The sequence below is a fragment of the Demequina ureilytica genome (assembly GCF_048553575.1).
Classification (GTDB): Bacteria; Actinomycetota; Actinomycetes; order Actinomycetales; family Demequinaceae; genus Demequina.
Map to the genome: position 1 here is coordinate 1 of NZ_JBLZIE010000003.1, position 18293 is coordinate 18293.

Here is an 18293-nt window from a genome sequence, read left to right on the forward strand (position 1 = left end):
TAACGACACGACAACATGGTGGCTCCGTTTTCAAACGTCGCATTGGCCCCACATTCGAACGTCGTCGACACTGACGGACCTATCGAACGGGGTGATGCTCTGCACGAGGTGTCATCACGATATTCACAACCAGGGCTGGGAGATCGTCGCGACATCGTCGTCGGTGTCGTTCATCCCACCGCCGAGCATCGATCCGGGGAGAACTCCGTGCCCAGGCGGACTCGCAGCACTCGATGTGGATCTACCGCTCCCCGAGCCTGACCTGCCACCCATCACTGCTGAGGACCAAGCGATGGTGAGACAGTGGGCTGCCGACCACTGGCGTACTGAGTGGGAGGACGCTGAGTTCCTGGGAGGTCTTGAAGAGGTGTGGGTGTAGTGCGCGGGTCGCCGGTTGGAGACGCCCGAGGCGGGAGCGTCGTGCTATCCGTCGACCTCGACAACGCGGTGCTGATACGCCCACACCACGGCCTGCAGCCGCGACCGCACACCGATTTTGGGCAGCATGCGCGACACGTGGGACTTCACCGTCGACACCTCAAGCACGAGCTCGCGCGCGATGTCCTCGTTCGACATGCCCTGCGCGAGCAGCAGCAGGATGTCGAGCTCACGTGGCGACAACAGGTCCGAGCCATTCGCCACGCTGACGGGCTGGGTCTGGCGGCGGCGCGAGAACTCGCGGATCACGGTCCGCGTGAGCGAGCCGTCGAGCGTCCCATTGCCCGCAGCGACCGAGCGGACGGCCGCGACGATGTCGTCCGGCTCCGAATCCTTGAGCATGAACCCCGAGGCCCCCGCCTCGAGCGCAGCGAACACGTACTCGTCGATCGCGAAGGTGGTGAGGATGAGTACGGCGATCGAGGGGTCGGCGTCGGGGGAGCACAGCTCGCGAGTGACGCTGATGCCGTCCCGCCCCGGCATGCGCACATCCACGCACGCGACGTCGGGCCTGAGGTCGCGCGCCATCGCAATCGCCTGGTCACCGTCCGATGCCGCGCCCACCACCTCGATGTCCGGCGACGCGCCCAGCAACGCGGTGAGGCCTGCGCGCACCAGGCCCTGATCATCGGCGATGAGCACCCGGATCACGAGCGCGTGCCTTCGGATGCACCCGAGCCGCGCCCGGCCTCGGCTGACGACCCGGATTCGCCCGGCTCTCTCGCTTCACGCGGCACGCGAAGCGCCACGCGCCAGCCACCGTCCTCGGTGGGGCCATACGACAGCGCTGATCGGGTGAGAGCGGCGCGCTCCTCCATGCCCCGCAACCCGAAGCCGGGCTGGCGTGCGCCGTCGAGGGTGCCTGCCGCACGGGCTGAGACCAGCGCTCCTGCCGATTCTGCCGCGTTTGCCGCACCCGCTGAGCGTGCCGAGTGTGCAGAGCGTGCCGATCCTGCTGAGTTGGCTGCACCCGCTGAACTCGCCGGGCCCAACGAGCCGGCCGGCTCTGCTGAGTTGGCTGCACCCGCTGCATCGGCCGTACCGGGGCCGTTGGTTACCACGATCTCCAAGCCGCCGCTGGCGTCGCGAAGCTCAACCGTGCATCGGGCGGCTGGGTCATGCCGCGCCGCGTTGGCGAGCGCCTCTTGAACCGTGCGATACGCCGCGAACTGCCCCAACGGGCCGATGCCCTGGGACAGCTCGCGGATGCTCGCGCCGTCGGCGACGGTGAGCGACACATCGAGCCCGCGTGCCCGGGCTGCGGGGATGAGCGTCTCGAGGCCGGGGAGCGACTCGACGTTCACCAAGGTGCCGTCGGGCGAGTCGCTGTCGATCGAGTCGCTGGGGTCCGTGCGCAGCAGCGCGACCAAGCCGCGGAGCTCGTCGAGCAGGGTGCGGGTCTGCGCGCGGACGTCTGCGAGACCGGCCTTGGCGGTCGCGGGGTCGGTGTCGATCTGCTGGGAGATGGCCGAGGACATCAGCGCAATGCCGGACAGGTGGTGTGCTGCAATGTCGTGCAGCTCGCGCGCGATGGCGGTGCGCTCGGCGGCGATGGCGGCCTCCGTGCGTGCCTCGAGCTCGCGGGCGCGGGAGAGCGACTCTCGCTCGCGGGACTCCGCGACGGCCCTGCGCGCGCCGACGGCGGCTGCGATGGCGGTCGGAATGCCGACCACCACCAGCGCCTGGCCGATGGCCGCGGCGGTCGGTGCCACCAACCCGTCGTCGAGGCGCAGGTTGGCGATCGCACCCGCGACCGCCGTGACCACGGTGGCGACGATCCAGGGCATCCAGGACTCGGCCGATGCGCGCTTCCTGGTGGCCCTATACGCGGCGGCGATCACGGCAACCAGAGAGATGCCCGATGCCTCGCCCATGGGGATGAGCGATATGAGCAGCGCGAACGCGGCCACGGCGACTAGCACGCGGCGCGGGGCGGCCGAGATCCACACCAGTCCCACGCCCTGGGCAAGGACCGCGATGACGGCGAGCCACCACTGCCAGTCACCCGGCCCCGGCATGTCGATCGCGATTTCGCGATCGAGGCTCGTGAGAGCGGGGATGAGGACCAGCATTGCCAGCGCGATGGCGGCTACGACGGCGCCGAGAACGAGGTCGCCGCGCTGCGGGGAGCGGGCGGCTGTCGGCATGACCATAGGTTCTCACGGGGCAGGTTCCTGTCGGCCGCGGCGCTCGTGGATGGTGCGAGCACGAAGCCGGCCCGCGCATCGGCCCGCGGTGCGACGCCGTCCCTCCTGCACTAGTTGACGACTTGAAGAAGTCGTCAACTAGTGAGACCATCGCAGGTGTGACCGGCCGTAACGCGTCCAGCGCACCCCCTACGAAAGCCGCGTGAGTGATGGCTGTACCCCTGCATCGGGCCAAGGCCGAGTTGTTTCGCACGCTGGGCCACCCGGTTCGCATCCGCGTGCTCGAGCTGCTGCTCGACGAGCCCAAGCAGGTGCGGGAACTCCTGGGCGAGATCGACGTCGAGTCGTCGAACCTCTCTCAGCAGCTGGCGGTCCTGCGCCGGGCCGGCATCGTGAGCTCCTACCGCGAGGGCGCCAACGTCATGTACCGGCTGAGCACGCCCGATGTCGCCGAGCTGATGGGCTCCGCGCGCAGGATTCTGGCCTCGATGTTGACCAGCCAGGAGGACCTGCTGACCGAGCTGCGTGCCGAGATGCCCGCTGGATCCCCGTCCGAGACACCCGCTGATCCGAACCAGAAGTGAGCGTCCCCTGGACGGGCGCGGCCCGTCCGGCACGCAGCGTGTGGGGCAAGGTCGTCTCCCTGCTGCCAGGCCGTGAGGACTGGCGCGAGGTACGCCGCGACCCTCGCCGCAACCTCATTGCTGGTGTGACCGTCGCCATCGTGGCGCTGCCGCTCGCGCTGGCCTTCGGTGTCGCATCGGGCCTGGGGGCGCAGGCCGGTCTCGCGACGGCGGTGGTTGCCGGCGCCGTTGCTGCCATCTTCGGCGGTTCGAACCTGCAGGTGTCCGGGCCCACCGGGGCGATGACCGTGGTGCTGGTGCCCGTGGTGGCGCAGTTCGGGTCCTCGGGCGTGCTGATGGTGGGCCTGATGGCCGGCGTCGCGCTCATCGTGATGTCCGTCGCCGGACTGGGACGCTATGTGCGGTACCTGCCCGCGCCCGTCATCGAGGGCTTCACCGCCGGTATCGCCGTGGTGATCGCGCTGCAGCAGGTGCCCGTGGCGTTGGGGATATCTGGGCTCGAGGGCGAGAAGGTGTGGGCGTTGGCCGCGCAGGCCGTGGGGGAGTTCGTGACGGATCCGAATCCGGCCCCGCTGGTGATGTCGGTGGGCGTGGCGGCCTTGATTCTCTGGGGGGCCCGCTGGCGTCCCGCGCTGCCGTTCTCCCTGGTCGCCGTGGTGCTCGCGACCTTGGTGGCGGTCTTCACGCCGCTTGATTTGGCGCCGCTCGGCGACCTGCCCGCCGGGCTGCCGGCGCCGTCGCTGGCATTCCTGGACATCGGTGCGATGGGCAGCCTCGCGACCGCGGCCGTGGCAGTCGCCGCGCTCGCGGCCCTCGAGAGCCTGCTCAGCGCGACCGTGGCCGACGGCATGAGTGTGAATGAGCGGCACAACCCCGACAAGGAACTCTTTGGGCAGGGGCTGGCGAACATCGCGGCGCCGCTGTTCGGCGGGATTCCCGCGACGGCCGCAATCGCGCGGACCGCGGTGAACGTGAGGGCGGGCGCGAGCTCCAAGCTGGCCGCGCTCACTCATGCCGTCGTGCTGCTGCTGGTGATCCTGGTCGCCTCGACGCTCGTGAGCGAGATCCCGCTCGCGGCGCTCGCCGGGGTGCTCTTCGCGACGACGATCCGGATGGTCGAGTTCGCCTCGCTGCGGGCGCTGGCGCGAGCGACGCGCGGCGATGCCGTGATCCTGTTCCTGACCTTCGCCGCGACCGTGGCGATCGACCTCGTGACGGCCGTGATCATCGGGATCGCGGTGGCGGGGCTGCTGGCGTTGCGCGCGGTGGCTCGGAGCGCTCGCGTGGAGCAGGTGCCTCTCGAGGTCGGCGACTACTCCGACGAGGAGCACGCGCTGCTCAGCGAGCACATCGTCGCGTACCGCCTCGATGGGCCGCTGTTCTTCGCCGCCGCACACCGGTTCCTGCTGGAGCTGTCCGAGATCGCAGACGTGCGGGTGGTCATCCTGCGCATGTCCCGCGTGACGACGCTGGACGCCACCGGCGCGCAGGTGCTCGGCGACGCGATCACCCGGCTTGAGAAGCGCGGAATCGTGGTGATGCTCTCCGGCATCAAGCCGCAGCACGATGCGGTGATGGCCAAGCTCGGCGTCGCGGCTCACCTGGTCGAGGGCCACCACGTGTTCGCGGATACGCCATGCGCGATCGAACGCGCCCGGCAGATCTTGCGCACAGGCGAGGAGCGCGACGCGGAGGACGTGGGCGACGCGGTGCCGGCGTAGGCGCTCACGCAGCCCGCGCATCGTCCTCGGGTCGGTGAGACCTTTGTGGGGGCGCGTAGCCTGGCGGCGTGATGCAACTCGTGGGCGACTTCAGCTGGGACTCGAGCGCGGGCGCGGCAGCCCGGACCGCGATCCTGCTTACGGCACTGTTTCTCGTGTCCTTCATCGTCAACCGCGTGGCCGCCAGAGTCTTCGACGAGAGGGAGCAGCGCTTCAACGCGCGACGCATCGTGCGCGCGTTCACCTGGTTCGTGGCGATCTTCGGCCTGATCGTGATCTGGCAGCCGCTCGGCGGGAGCCTCGCGCCGGCCCTCGGCCTGGCCACCGCGGGACTGGCCTTCGCGATGCAAGAGGCCATCGGAGCCGTCGCGGGATGGTTCAACATCACCTTCGGCAGTATCTTCCGGGTCGGGGACCGGGTGAAGATGGGCGGCGTTCAAGGCGACGTCATCGACATCTCGCTCCTGAAGACACGGCTCATGGAGATTGGCGACAACGCCGAGACCACCTGGGTGGGCGGCCGCCAGTACACGGGCCGCGTGGTCACCGTCTCGAACAAGGCGACCTTCACGGACCCCGTGTACAACTACAGCGGCTTCTTCGAGTACATCTGGGAGGAGATCGCTGTCGCGATTCCCCACCACGCCGACTGGCAGGGCGCCTCGCGAGTACTGGAGGAAGAGGCGCGCCGCCAGGAGACGGCGGAAGGCGCCAGACAAGCCATGGACGAGGTCCGCGAGCGCTTCCCGGTGCCGGACACCGAGGTCGAGCCCAAGGTGTTCGCCTCCGCCGACGAGACCTACATGCGGCTCGCGGTCCGGTTCGTGGTGCCCGTGCGCACCGCGCGCTCGGTCAAGGACGAGATCACCCGGCGCATCCATCGCCGCTTGGCCGAGGCCGGCGTCGAGATCGTGGCCACCCAGGTGGTCCAGCAGGCGCGCACCCTATGGGAGCCCATCGAGCGCACCCAGAATCCGCCCGGCACTGACGAGAAGGGCTGACGCGCCCCCGCGGAACCTGCCCGCGCGCGCTGATCGCCATAGCCGAGCCGCCGTGTTGCGCCGGCTACCCACCTGGGATACGAATGGAAGAGCACGCGGGTGTCGGCGCCGCGAGGTTGGCCGCCCATGATCTCGGCCATCCCTGACATCGGCCGTCCCTGAATCGACCGTCCACGACGGGAGCGAATCCATGAGACAAAGCAGCCTGACCAGACTTGTGGCCCTGGCCGCCGCCAGCGCGCTGTTCACCGCTGGCTGCGCCACGGATGATCCCGATCCGACCGCCACGCCGACTGCCACATCGACTCCCACTGCGACCGCCACACCCCTGGACGACCCGAGCCCGCCGCTTGCCGAGACCCCGCTGGCCGAGGACGACCCGGTGGAGGATGAGCCGGTCTTCGGCGAAGGGGACCAGAGCACGTCTGGCACCGGCGAAAGCACCGGTCTCAGTCCTACCGGGATGCGGTTCGGGGTGCACGAGGACTTCGACCGAGTGGTGATCGACTTCGAGGGCGAGGGCGAACCCAGCTGGACGGCCGGGTACACGGACAGCCCCACGGCGGCCGGATCCGGCCGAACAGTCGAGGTGCGCGGCGACCGGGTGCTTGAGGTCACCATCACCGGCGTCGATCTGCCGACCGAGGAGGACGCGGTCGACTGGAGCGGACCTGCGAGCATCGTCCCGCAAACCAGCGGCGTGATCGAGCAGGCGACCCGTGCCACGCTCTTCGAGGGAGAGCAGCAGATCTTCATCGGGGTCAGCTCCGCAGAGGACTTCAGGGTGTTCGCATTGGAGGACCCGACCCGGCTAGTGGTCGACGTCTTCCATCCGTAGCGTTCCGGCAGCGACTGATCGCTGCCCGGGCAGGATTCAGTGGGTGATGTTGGTGTTCGGTGGTGCCATCTTCTAGGGTGTGAGCGTTCACCAAGCCTGAGAGGGACGCCGGCGAAGCACTGTGCTGACCGCGCCCCGACACCCGGTCGCGCGGCGTGGTGGACCTTCAGCAGAAATCGACGCGTCGGTCCTCGGGGCGCAACCTTGAGTGGAGCCGACGCGTGAACACCATGAGCCCGACCCGAGCACGCCTTGCGCTGCTCGCCCTCGCCCTCGGAGGCTTCTCCATCGGATCCACGGAGTTCGTGGCCATGGGGCTCCTTCCCGAGATCGCGCGCGACCTGCTCCCCGACCTGTCGGTGGGCGATCCCGAGGCTTCGATCGGTCGGGCCGGCTGGCTCATCACCGCCTACGCCCTCGGAGTGGTGGTGGGCGCGCCGACCATTGCCGCAGCTTCCGCCCGGTTCCCGCGCAAGGCCGTGCTCGTCGGCCTCGGCATCGCGTTCACGCTGGGCACTGTCGCCTCCGCGCTCGCGCCCACGTTCGAACTCGTCGTCGCGGCGCGATTCGCGGCGGGGCTTCCGCACGGCGCGTACTTCGGCGTCGCGGCCCTGGTCGCCGCAGAGATCTTGGGCCCCAAGAAGCGCGGGCAGGCCGTCGCCTACGTGCTGGTGGGTCTGACCATTGCCAGCGTGATCGGCGTGCCGCTCATCACCTACCTGGGTCAGCAGTCGGGGTGGCGGGTGGCATACCTGGCCGTGGCCGGGCTCTTCGCGCTGACCACGGTGGCGCTGATGGCCGTCATCCCGGTCTCCGCGGCCAACCCGAATGCGACCATTCGCCGCGAGCTGGGCGCGTTCCGCCGGCCCGCAGTGTGGGCCGCGCTGCTCACCGCGTCTTTGGGATTCGGCGGGTTCTTCGCCGTCTACAGCTACGTCTCGCCGTTGGCCACGGAGGTGACGGGCACCTCCTCGTCGTTCGTGCCGATCGTGCTCGCGGTGCTGGGGGTCGGCACCACCATCGGGATCCTCGGCGGCGGCAGGCTCGCCGACCGCCTGGGCGCCGTGCGCGCGATCTTCTGGCTGTTCGGCGGTCTCGCGCTGTCGCTCGTGGTGCTGGGGCTGACCGCCGAGTCCGTGATGGGACTGCTGGTCGGCGTGTTCCTGGTCGGGGCTGCGGCTCAGGGACTCGCGCCCGCGATCCAGACCCGACTCATGGACGTGGCGGGGGACAGCCAGACCCTCGCTGCGGCCGTCAACCACTCGGCGCTGAACATCGGCAACAGCCTGGGGGCGCTGCTGGGCGGCATGACCATCGCCGCCGGGTTCGGATACCTGTCGCCCACTTGGCTGGGGCTGATCCTGGTCGTGCCAGGCACGCTGTTCGCCCTCGTCGGCTGGTGGATCACCCGGCGCGCGGCGGTCCCGGTCCCCGCCTAGCCACGTGTGCACGTGCGCACGTGCGCATGGAGCGAAGGCGCAGGGTGCCCAGTTGCGCGCGACTCGCAGGCGCGGGCGGGTCCCGACCCAACCCGCGCATCGGCCGCTCGCCGTCAGTTCAGCCCTACGAAGCGAAGCCGGCGAGGTTCGCGTCGACGGCCCAGTACGAGTCCGCCGTCCGGGTAGCGAGCAGCGGGTGGTCGTCCGCGACCAGCAGATAGTCGCGACGGACCTCGAGCCCGGGCGGCGCACCCACCGGATCGTCCCACGTGGTGTCGACCAGCAGCCAGCGGCCGTCGATCCTCACCTTGTTCCACGCGTGATCGCCGCCCGTGTCCCCGGAGGAGTCCGAGCCTGTGACCATCACCGCGTCGAGCCCTGCGGACTCCGCCATCGCGGTGAATGCCTGCGCATACCCGTTGCACACCGCGGTGCCGAACACGAAGATCCCGTACGCCTCTTGCGACTGCGCCACGTGGGCCGAGCTGTCGCCCCGCTCGATGGCCTCGAAGGCGCCCATGTCGTAGTCCGCGAGCGTGACGATGTAGTCGTGGATGAGCGTGGCCTTCTCGGTCTCGGTGGTCGCCGCGTTGGCGCCGGACGCGGCCAGCCCGGCCTGCACCGCCTGGCGGGTCTCGGATCGGCGACGCTCGGCCTCCTCGTCCCCGTAGGTGTAGTCGGGCTCGAGGAACACCAGCGACCCGGTCTGGCGGATGCCCCAACCCGCGACGAACAGGTACGGGTTCTGGACGCCCGCCTCGAATAGCGCGTCCTCGACGCCGGCCTGGCCCTCATTCTGGAACCAGTACGTGATGTCGATGCTCGACTCCTGCGCGATCATGCCCCGCTCCAGGTGATTGACCAGCTCGGTCGAGCCAAAGACCGGGTAGTCGGTCTCGAAGGCCTCGGGTTCGCCGAACGCCGCGACCACGGCGGTGGGAGTCGCCCATGCGGGCAGGTAGCCGGCGGAGTTGACCCACTGGTAGGACACCGCGAGCCCCAGGATGATCAGGAGCGTCGTGGACAGCTTGGAGCCCGTGCTGCGGCCGTCTCGTGGCGCGCGCTCGCGGCGGCTCCTGCGCTGGGGAGCAGGGTCCGGGACCACGCCGGTCTCGAGGCGCGTGAATCGGTTGCGCGTGCGGGGCGTCCAGCGCGACCCGTTCCAGTAGCGCTCGAGGTCGGTCTCGCTCGGGTCGGGCAGCCAGCCGGCGGCGGGAAGCCTCGGGGCAGACGGCCGATGCTCGGGCTCAGGGTAGAACGTCACGTCCGTCTCCCTGGGCCCAGTGGTGCGGCGCATCCCGGCTGGTTGCGCATCTTGGCTGCTAGTGCCCGTGAAGCACCGTATCGGAGTCCTGCCGCGGCGGGGAGGCCCGAGTGGCGAACGCCGCACCCGAACCTCCCCAATGTGTGCTGCCGAGGTGAGGCCGGCGGTCCGGTCCTCACCCGCATCGGCCGCCCGCCCCCGCGCGCTCGGTGGAGCGAACGCGGCCATGGCGGAACACCGTCGCTCGCAGCGGCGTTGCACCACAGCGCGCCGCACCCGGCGCGCGCCAGCGGAAGGTCCCACGTGCACACTTCGAGAACCAGACCCACCAGCCAGAAGGTCAGCCCGCCCGTGCCCGACCGTGCTCCGACACCGGTCCGCACGCCGCCTGAGGGAGCGCACGCGCTCGTGGTCGGTGCGAGCGGCATCACGGGCTCGGCGCTCGTCCGCCAACTGACCGATGCGGGATGGCGTGTCACGGGTCTCTCGCGCTCTCCGCTGCCTGGGTCCTCCTCGGAGCATGTGGCGGCAGACCTGCGCTCGCTGTCGTCGCTCCGCGAGGCGCTCGGTGGCCTTGGCCCTACCCACGTGTTCATTGCCGCGTGGTCCCGCCAGGAGACCGAGGCCGAGAACATCCGCGTCAACGGCGGCATGGTTCGGGACCTGCTCGCAGTGCTCGGTCCGCAGCACACGGTGCGACACGTCGCGTTGGTCACGGGGCTCAAGCACTACCTCGGCCCGTTCGAGGCCTACGGCCAGGGCGACCTGCCGGACACGCCGTTCCTCGAGGACGCCGTGCGGCTGAACGTCGAGAACTTCTACTACGCACAGGAGGACGAGCTGTTCGCCGCGGCGCTCAAGCACGACTTCACGTGGAGCGTGCACCGTTCGCACACGGTGATCGGCCACGCGGTCGGCAATGCGATGAACATTGCGTCGACGCTGGGTGCCTACGCCGGCATCCAGGCTCATCGCGGACTGCCGTTCATCTTCCCCGGCTCTCTCACACAGTGGAACGGCGTGGTCGACCTCACGGACGCGGACCTGCTCGCGGACCATCAGGTGTGGGCGGCCACGACGCCCGAGGCCGCGGACACGGCCTTCAACGTGGTGAACGGCGACGTGGTGCGGTGGCGCCGGCTGTGGCCGCGGCTCGCGGCGCACCTGGGCGTAGAGCCGGAAGGGCCGGGCGAGACTCCGCAGCCGCTCGAATCCCAGATGGCCGGGGTCGAGGACGTGTGGGCGGAGATCGTGGCGAGCCAAGGGCTCGCTGAGCCGGACCTCGCGCGGGTCGCATCGTGGTGGCACACCGATGCAGACCTCGGCCGGGACATGGAGGTCATCGCGGACATGACGCGCAGCCGCCTGCTCGGCTGGACCGGGTACGTGAACAGCGAGCGCGCGCTGCTGGGTGTGGTGGATCGGTACCGGGCGGAGCGGCTCATTCCCTGAAGGTCGTGACTGGGCGGAAGCCGGAGCCGGCGAGGCCCGGGTCGCGGTAGTCGCGCCCGGGCCTCACCGCTGCCTGATGCTTAGGGGAGGTTGGAGTCGGAGTCGTCCCCCGCATCAGCAATCTGGGCCAGCGTGTCCTCGGTGTCCCACGGCTTTCCGGTGCGTACCGAGATCACGCGTCCGTGGCCGCACGTGTCCGGTTCCTCGCACAGGCTCGCCTGCTCAGGGTCGACGAGGGAGAGCGCGCAGCCCTTGATGATGAAGATGTCGCGCCCGTATCGCGACAGCTGGTCGTACCCGAGTTCGACACACTGCGAAAGGAGCCGCACTGCGGGTTCGTGGGTCCAGAGGACTTGTGTGTCGTCCCCATCGAGCACGGTGACGAGTTGTCCCTCGAGCCGGAGCAACCGAACGATGCGCGGCGTCTCATTGAGTTGCGCCTTGCGTACTCGGAGGTGGAAGGGCACGTGGCCGGGATAGTAGGTGCCGGCAGTGGGCAGGGTGGCGTCAGCCATTGTTCTCTCCTTGAGAGTCCGTTTCTTCCCCGTGTGCGGTTCACACGGGGCGGATCTTCTTCCAGGGGCACCGTGTCGGGACGCGGTTGCCAGCTGGCCAGCTGGAAGGCTTGATGGCCAGACTTCTTGATCCGGCACGACCGTACCAGAGCGCAAGGTGGGGTTCCGCACCGGGCCCGAGGGCGCATCGGCCGGGTTGGAGAGCGTCGACTAGGGTCGAATGCACACGACCCTAAGGAGGCGGCAGGCGATGAGAGTCTCAGCCAAGTCGGTCGGCGTCCTCACGTTGAGCGCCTCCCTGTTCACCGGACTCGGTGGGTGCGACGAGCTGCCCGAGATCGACGGACCGAGCCTGCCCGAGATCAGCGTGCCCGCGCTGCCGAGTGAGCTGCCAAGCGAATTCCCGAGCGAGCTGCCCAACCCGTTCCCGAGCGAGAGCGCGGTCGACCCGGACCCTGAGCCCGCGCCGGAGGAGACCACGGAGCAGGAGCCCGCGCCGGAGGATCCCTCGCCCGAGCCCGAGCCCGAGCCGTCCGAGAGCGCAACCGTCGACGCCGCCGTGGAGGAGCCAGCCGAGGAGCCAGAGACGGTGTGGTGGCCCTGGATACTCGCCGGCGTGGCGCTGCTGGCGCTGCTCGTGCTGTGGTGGCGGTGGTACGCCAAGCGACGCGCCTGGGACAAGCGACTCGAGGAGGCGAGGAGCGAAGTCGCGTGGTTCGAGGACTCGCTGATCCCGCAGATTCTCTCCAAGCCCACCGCCTCGGAGGCGACCGCGCTGTGGCAGGCGGCCAGACCTCGCGTGCTGGACCTCGACCGCGAGCTGCACGATCTCGAGGAGACCGCGCCGAACGAGGAGCGCGGCGCTTCCGCAGCGCAGGGCCTCGACGCGTTGCGCGGGCTGACGGACGCCATCGACACCGAAGCCTCGACGGAGGCGGGCACGGACTCGGATTCGCTGCGCGCGCGCCGTGCGGCGGTGGAGTCTGCTCGGACCCGTGCACAGGCGTGGATCTCGGCCGGCAAGCGGTAGGCCCGGCCTGACTGTCACGCTGTACCGCCGCACTGCCGTGATGCCGTGATCCTGCGCGAATCGGCGCATCGGCCCTGCTTGACGTATGTTGGTGCCAGTTCGGACCCACCTGGCCCCGTCCCCGAGCGGTCAGCACCAGAACTGAGGTGAATGTGCCCACTGACTCAACCCCTGCATCGGCCGCAAGCCCGCCGCCCGAGGACCAATCTCGCCCGGCGAGCCGTGGCGGCAAGCGCGAGGTCTGGTCCGGGCAGACGGCCTTCATCCTGGCGGCGATCGGCTCGGCAGTGGGGCTCGGCAACATCTGGCGGTTCCCCGGCGAGGCGTACGACAACGGCGGCGGCGCCTTCATGATCCCCTACCTGGTCGCGCTCATCACGGCCGGCATCCCGATCCTGTTCCTCGAGAACGGGATCGGCCATCGTTTTCGAGGCTCGGCGCCGCTCGCGTTCCGGCGCATCTCCCGTCGCGCCGAGGGCGTGGGCTGGTGGCACGTCGCCATCTGCTTCGTGATCGGGCTGTACTACACGGTCATCATCGCGTGGGCCCTCAGCTACTTCTTCTTCAGCTTCGACCTCGCCTGGGCCGGAGACCCCGCCGGGTTCTTCAACGACGAGTACCTCCAGCTGGGCGAGGTAGGGGTGGGCCTCGACTTCGTGCCCGGCGTGCTGATCCCGCTCGCCGCCATCTGGGCCGTGGCCATCGTGGTGCTCGCGCTCGGCGTCGCACACGGCGTGGAGAAGCTCAACGTGATCGGCATCCCGCTGCTGGTCGTGACCTTCGGAATCCTGGTGGTGCGGGCGCTCATGCTCGACGGCGCCGCCCAAGGAGTGGAGGCGCTCTTCACCCCGGACTTCTCCGCGCTCACCAACCCCGACGTGTGGATCGCCGCCTACGGGCAGGTGTTCTTCTCGCTGTCCCTCGCGTACGGCGTGATGTTGACGTACGCCTCGTACCGGCAGCGGCGGTCGAACCTCACGGGGCCGGCGCTGGTGGTCGCCTTCGGCAACAGCTCGTTCTCGCTGCTCGCGGGCCTGGGAGTGTTCGCCACGCTCGGGTTCTTGGCGGCTCGCGAGGGTGTCGCGGTGGCGGACCTCGAGGGAATCGCGGGCGTGCAGCTGTCGTTCGTGACGTTCCCCGCGGTCATCGCGCAGATGCCAGGCGGGCAATGGTTCGGCGCCCTGTTCTTCGCCTCGCTCGTGATCGCGGGGCTGACCTCCCTGATCTCCGTGCTGCAGTCGGTGAGTTCGGCGCTGCAGGACAAGTTCGCCTGGTCGCCCCGCCGGGGAGCGCTGACCGTGGGACTGACATCCGCGACCCTCTCCATTGTGCTGTTCGGCACCACCACCGCGCTGTATGTGCTCGACGTCGTGGACCAGTGGTCCAACCAGGTGGGGATCGTGGCCGGCGCAGTCGCGATGATCGCCGCGACCCTGTGGTTCGGGCGCCGTGGGCGTGAGCTGGCGCGGCACCTCAGCGTCTTGTCGAGCATGAAGGTCGGCCTCGGCTGGCTGGTGGTCGTCAACGCCGTCGCGGTGCTGCTCGTCTACATGCTGGTCGACACCACCGTCCGCCTCGCGACCGAGGGCTACGACGGCTACCCCGGCTGGTTCGTGCTGGTCTTCGGGTGGGGCGCCGTCGCCGTGCTGCTGGTCGCCGCGCTCGTGATGCCGCTCGCACGATGGCGCCGCAAGCCCGATGACTTTGTGCCCTGGCCCAGCCCCGCACAGCTGGACGCGCCGGCGCGTGCCGGCGCGACCGGCGCATCGGCCGGGCCTCAGGGCGGACCTCAGGGCGGATCGCCGACGACCGAGGACGGGGGAGAGCGATGAGCGCCGATGCCTGGGCCCTGCTCGCCGTCTCCGCCGTCGTGATCTGGGGCGGCCTCGCCGCTTCTGTAGTGTGGTTGGCACGGCACCGTGAGGCCCCGCTGCCTTTCGACGATCATCACTTCGAGGACGAGGAGTCATCGTGAAGAACCCCACGATGGACAAGGAGGTCGCCGGCTACGTGCGCCGCGGCTACGGGATCGAGTCCCGCACGCGCTCGCAGGTGGTCCTGGTGCGCACCCGCCGCGTGGGCTGGTTCTGGAACTCGATCCTGGTGCTGCTCACCGGGGGCTTGTGGCTGATCTACGTGATCTATCGCCTGGCCAACCGCAAGGTCGACCGGATCGTCCTCACCTCCGCCGGACGCGGGGCCGTCAAGCGCACCAAGGGCTGACGGAGACCCACGTCGTCCTGCCGGGACTCAAGGCCCGTACGTCACGGGCCTGTCTAGCCCATGATTGAAGCGTGGGACAGCGCAATGCTGCGCACCCGCCCCGCACGGCGGGAATGGCGATCACAGAAAGCAGGATTGGCTCATGAGAAGCACGAAAGCCGCCCTCGCGGGCATGGGAGTTGTCGTGGCGCTGTTGGTCACGGGCTGTGCGGACGCGACCGAGGGCGCTGCGACCGACCAGTCCGCCGAGGTCGCCACACCGGGGGATGACCAGGCCTACAACGGCGCTGACTTGATGTTCGCGCAGATGATGATCGTCCACCACGAGGGAGCCATCGAGATGGCGGACCTGGCCGTCGAGCGAACCGACTCCCCGGACGTGCGCACCCTCTCCGAGTCCATCTCGGCCGCGCAAGGGCCCGAGATCGAGACCATGGAGTCCTGGCTCGAGGACTGGGGAGTGAATGCGGGCCCCATGGATGCCATGGACCACATGGGTCACGGCGGCATGGACATGGGCGGGCTCAGCCAGGACGAGGCGATGGACGCACTCGAGGAGGCCTCCGGCGACGAGTTCGACCGGCTCTACCTCGAACTGATGATCGCCCACCACGAGGGCGCCGTCGAGATGGCCCAGCTGCAGACCGAGACTGGCGAGAGTGCCGAGGCCATCGATCTCGCTCAGCAGATGATCGAGGATCAGCTCGAGGAGATCGACATCATGGAGCGGATGCTCGACGCGATCCCCGAGTGAGTCCGCACGGCGACTGACCGCTGGTCAGGCTGACGAGCGGTCAGGCCTCGGCGACGACCACCTGGCCGGCGTCGACGACCTCGCCCACGAGCCGTTCGATGACGTCCTCGAGCATGGCGGCGCCGATGACCTCGTCCTCCTCGTCCCGCACCAGCGCGATGTGGGTGCCTCGCGCCTGCATCGCGGTGAGCGCCTCCTCGAGAGAGGTGTCCGCGCCGATGAAGGTCAGCGGCCGCACCGCATCCGTGGGGATCGCCTTGGTGGCGTGCCCCCGTGGCACATCCACGAAGTCCTTGAGGTGCAGGTAGCCGACAAAGTCGTCGTCCTCGTTGACCAGCGGGAAGCGGGAGAACCCGGTCTTGACGCATTCCTTCTGCGCGCGCTGGGGCGTGACGTCCACGGGCAGCGTCACCAGCTCGTCGAGCGGCGTCAGCACGTCCTGGATGGACTCGAACGACAGCGAGATCGAGCCCGTCATCACCCGGTGGGACTCCTCGTCAAGCAGCCCCTCCTGGCGTGACTGGGCCACGAACGCCGCCACCTGGTCCGCATTGAACGACGAGGCGATCTCTTCCGTGGGCTTCACGTTGAGCGCCCTCAGCACCATGTTCGACACCGCATTCAGGGTCCAGATCAGCGGCTTCAGGATCGTCACGATCAGGTACAGCGGCGGGCCCAGCAGGATCGCGGAGCGCTCGGGCCCGGCGATCGCGATGTTCTTAGGCACCATCTCGCCCAGCACCATGTGCAGCGACACCACGACAGCGAGCGCGATCGTGAAGGCGATCCCGTGCAGCCAGGCGCCCGTGATGCCGATCGCCGCAAGAGGAATCTCGAGCTGGTGCGCTACGGCCGGTTCGCCGATGGCGCCGAGGCCCAGCGAGCACATGGTGATGCCCAGCTGTGCGCCGGCCATCATCAGCGACACCTTCTCCATGGCACGGACGGTGATGCGCGCAAAGTAGGAGCCCTCGGCCGCGCGGGGCTCGATCTGGGTGCGGCGCGCGGAGATCAGCGCGAACTCCGCCCCGACGAAGAAGGCGTTGCCGGCCAGCAGTGCGATGGCGACGAGTATCGCGACGTAGTCAGACATCTGCATCCTCCGTGGCGGCTTCAGCGTCCGAGTCCGCACGCTCGTCCTCATCGGAGCGGGAGCGCCGGCGGCGCGAACCGCGACGCGAGCCGTCCTCGTTGTCCTCGTCGTCGTCGCGACGCTTGTCGTCCTCGTCCTCATCGGGCGGAGGGAAGGCCTCCACAATGAGGCGGTCCACGCGGTGCCCGTCGAGGCGCGTCACGGTCATGCGAACCAGCACCCGCGTGGGGATGTCGTCGTCGTCGCGGTTGTCCTCGTCGCGCGCCTCGACCTCGACCTCGTCGCCCACCCGTGCAAAGCGCTCCAGGTGCTCCGTGATGAGGCCACCGAGGGTGTCGGACTCGCGCGCATCGGGCATATCGAGGTGCATGATGTCGCCCGCCTCGTCCGGCCGCAGCAGCCCGGACAGCGACCAGCGCCGCTCGCCGATGCGGCGGAACCGCGCGACCGGCCGGTCCTGCTCGTCCTCGATCTCGCCCACGATCTCTTCGACCAGATCCTCGAGCGTCACCATGCCATCCGTGCCGCCGTACTCGTCGACCACGAGCGCGACCTGCGATCCCTTGCGTAGCGCATCGAGCACCGAGCTGAGCGGCATGGTCGACGGCACCGAGTCGACAGGCAGGCAGATGTCCCGCATGGTCGTCGACTTGCGTTGACGCACCGGGATCGCCAGGCCCGCCTTGAAGTGTGCGACGCCGATGATGTCGTCCACGCTCTCGCCGATGACCGGGAACCGGGCGTGACCCGTCTTGCCGGCGACCTTGAGGAGGTCGATCACGGTGTCGTCTGCATCCAGGAACTGCACGCGGGTGCGTGGCGTCATCGCGTCCGATGCGGTGGTGTCCTTCATCTCCGACGCGCGGGCCAGGCGGCGCGCAACCCTGGGCTCGAGCGTGCCCTGTGCGGCCGAGCGCTCCGCCAAGGACTCGAGCTCCTGGGCCGAACGTGCCGAGGCGAGCTCTTCGCGGGGCTCGATGCCGAGCGAGCGCACAATGCGGTTGGCGCTGCCGTTCAGCACGCGGATGAGCGGTCCCATGAACCACGTGAAGCCACGCTGCGCGCCGGCGACTGCGCGGCCGATTCGCATGGGCTCGGCGATCGCCCAGTTCTTGGGCACGAGCTCTCCGAAGATCATCTGGGTGGACGTCGCGAGGATGAACGCGATGGTGAACGACACCGCGAGAGAGGTCGCTTCTGGCACGCCGAGGAACTCGATGGGTCCGCGCAGCAGTGTCGCGATCGATGGCTCCGCGATGAACCCGACGAGCAGGCTCGTCACCGTGATGCCCAACTGGGCGCCCGACAGCTCCGTCGACAGCTTCTTCAGCGCAGCCTTCAACGATGCGGCGTGCTTGTCGCCGCTCGCCGCGGCCTCGTCAACCTCGGGGCGGTCGACGGTGACGAACGCAAATTCTGCTGCAACAAAGAGGGCGTTCGCGCCGATCAGCACCACGACGAGCAGCAGCAGCAGCCACGCTTCGATCATGACACCCGGCCGATGCTCGTGTGTCCCTCATGCGGGGTGATCGCCGCAGCGAGTCGCCCGGCGAGGGAGGGTTCGGAAGAAGGCGCCAGGCCGCGGGTGCTCACCAGGGGTGAGGATGCGTACTGGCGCTCAGGACTATGTCCGTCGGGCATGCAGGGATTGTACGTGAAATGGTCTCCGGCGTGCGGCATGCTCCCCATCGGTGCGAGCGCCGCCGCCGGATGTGACCTTGGTCCCTGGCGGCCCGGTCCGGACGCAGTACGGTCGAAGGAGCAGTGCAGTGCAGTAGAAGCGCACGAGGAGTC

At 69.2% G+C, this 18293-nt stretch carries 17 protein-coding genes and 1 riboswitch; of the genes, 11 read left to right on the top strand and 6 right to left on the bottom strand.

From position 1 onward, the window contains the following. Positions 1-423 precede the first annotated feature (423 nt). On the bottom strand, positions 424-1089 hold the full coding sequence (locus ACNI3K_RS09420; protein WP_419391640.1) for a response regulator: 666 nt from the start codon (positions 1087-1089) through the stop codon (positions 424-426). After that, positions 1086-2585 (bottom strand): sensor histidine kinase, encoded by a 1500-nt coding sequence (locus ACNI3K_RS09425; protein ID WP_419391641.1) that lies wholly within the window; start codon positions 2583-2585, stop codon positions 1086-1088. The genes ACNI3K_RS09420 and ACNI3K_RS09425 overlap by 4 nt, the downstream gene beginning before the upstream one ends. Before the next feature lie 209 nt (positions 2586-2794). On the opposite strand from ACNI3K_RS09425, the gene ACNI3K_RS09430 reads away from it, so the two are divergent. The 5 genes from ACNI3K_RS09430 (at position 2795) to ACNI3K_RS09450 (ending at position 8168) form a co-directional block, all read left to right on the top strand. Beyond that, on the top strand, positions 2795-3169 hold the full coding sequence (locus tag ACNI3K_RS09430) for an ArsR/SmtB family transcription factor (RefSeq protein ID WP_419391642.1): 375 nt from the start codon (positions 2795-2797) through the stop codon (positions 3167-3169). Beyond that, the gene (locus tag ACNI3K_RS09435) at positions 3166-4890 is read left to right on the top strand and encodes a SulP family inorganic anion transporter (RefSeq protein ID WP_419391643.1); all 1725 of its coding nucleotides are present in this window, start codon (positions 3166-3168) and stop codon (positions 4888-4890) included. The genes ACNI3K_RS09430 and ACNI3K_RS09435 overlap by 4 nt, the downstream gene beginning before the upstream one ends. Before the next feature lie 71 nt (positions 4891-4961). Further along, a complete protein-coding gene (locus tag ACNI3K_RS09440) occupies positions 4962-5891 on the top strand; it encodes a mechanosensitive ion channel family protein (RefSeq protein ID WP_419392142.1) in 930 nt (309 codons plus the stop codon). 190 nt (positions 5892-6081) lie between these two features. Then, a complete protein-coding gene (locus tag ACNI3K_RS09445; protein WP_419391644.1) occupies positions 6082-6729 on the top strand; it encodes an AMIN-like domain-containing (lipo)protein in 648 nt (215 codons plus the stop codon). A gap of 230 nt (positions 6730-6959) precedes the next feature. Further along, positions 6960-8168, top strand: a complete 1209-nt coding sequence (locus ACNI3K_RS09450) for an MFS transporter (RefSeq protein ID WP_419392143.1) — start codon at positions 6960-6962, stop codon at positions 8166-8168. Positions 8169-8292: 124 nt separating this feature from the next. Here the strand turns inward: ACNI3K_RS09450 and ACNI3K_RS09455 are convergent, their stop codons facing one another. Then, entirely contained in the window at positions 8293-9432 is a 1140-nt protein-coding gene (locus ACNI3K_RS09455) for a transglutaminase domain-containing protein (RefSeq protein WP_419391645.1), read from the bottom strand. A 351-nt stretch (positions 9433-9783) separates the two neighbouring features. On the opposite strand from ACNI3K_RS09455, the gene ACNI3K_RS09460 reads away from it, so the two are divergent. After that, entirely contained in the window at positions 9784-10884 is a 1101-nt protein-coding gene (locus ACNI3K_RS09460) for an SDR family oxidoreductase (RefSeq protein ID WP_419392144.1), read from the top strand. 80 nt (positions 10885-10964) lie between these two features. Here the strand turns inward: ACNI3K_RS09460 and ACNI3K_RS09465 are convergent, their stop codons facing one another. Continuing rightward, on the bottom strand, positions 10965-11399 hold the full coding sequence (locus tag ACNI3K_RS09465) for a hypothetical protein (RefSeq protein ID WP_419391646.1): 435 nt from the start codon (positions 11397-11399) through the stop codon (positions 10965-10967). Positions 11400-11415: 16 nt separating this feature from the next. After that, a riboswitch (SAM riboswitch) is annotated at positions 11416-11531 on the bottom strand. A 118-nt stretch (positions 11532-11649) separates the two neighbouring features. Here ACNI3K_RS09465 and ACNI3K_RS09470 point away from each other — a divergent pair. The 5 genes from ACNI3K_RS09470 to ACNI3K_RS09490 all read left to right on the top strand — a co-directional run bounded on the left by ACNI3K_RS09470 (position 11650) and on the right by ACNI3K_RS09490 (position 15406). Then, positions 11650-12429 carry a hypothetical protein gene (locus ACNI3K_RS09470; protein ID WP_419391647.1) on the top strand — a complete coding sequence of 260 codons (780 nt, stop codon included), beginning with the start codon at positions 11650-11652 and terminating at the stop codon, positions 12427-12429. A gap of 152 nt (positions 12430-12581) precedes the next feature. Continuing rightward, the gene (locus ACNI3K_RS09475) at positions 12582-14261 is read left to right on the top strand and encodes a sodium-dependent transporter (RefSeq protein ID WP_419391648.1); all 1680 of its coding nucleotides are present in this window, start codon (positions 12582-12584) and stop codon (positions 14259-14261) included. Then, positions 14258-14404 (top strand): MetS family NSS transporter small subunit, encoded by a 147-nt coding sequence (locus ACNI3K_RS09480; RefSeq protein WP_419391649.1) that lies wholly within the window; start codon positions 14258-14260, stop codon positions 14402-14404. Before ACNI3K_RS09475 ends, ACNI3K_RS09480 begins: the two co-directional genes overlap by 4 nt. Then, positions 14401-14652 (top strand): DUF8108 domain-containing protein, encoded by a 252-nt coding sequence (locus ACNI3K_RS09485; RefSeq protein WP_419391650.1) that lies wholly within the window; start codon positions 14401-14403, stop codon positions 14650-14652. The genes ACNI3K_RS09480 and ACNI3K_RS09485 overlap by 4 nt, the downstream gene beginning before the upstream one ends. Before the next feature lie 142 nt (positions 14653-14794). Continuing rightward, positions 14795-15406, top strand: coding sequence for a DUF305 domain-containing protein (locus ACNI3K_RS09490; protein ID WP_419391651.1), 612 nt, complete (start codon positions 14795-14797; stop codon positions 15404-15406). 40 nt (positions 15407-15446) lie between these two features. On the opposite strand, the gene ACNI3K_RS09495 is transcribed toward ACNI3K_RS09490, so the two are convergent. Then, positions 15447-16499 (bottom strand): hemolysin family protein, encoded by a 1053-nt coding sequence (locus ACNI3K_RS09495; RefSeq protein ID WP_419391652.1) that lies wholly within the window; start codon positions 16497-16499, stop codon positions 15447-15449. Then, positions 16492-17988, bottom strand: a complete 1497-nt coding sequence (locus tag ACNI3K_RS09500; protein ID WP_419391653.1) for a hemolysin family protein — start codon at positions 17986-17988, stop codon at positions 16492-16494. The genes ACNI3K_RS09495 and ACNI3K_RS09500 overlap by 8 nt, the downstream gene beginning before the upstream one ends. Positions 17989-18293 lie beyond the last annotated feature (305 nt).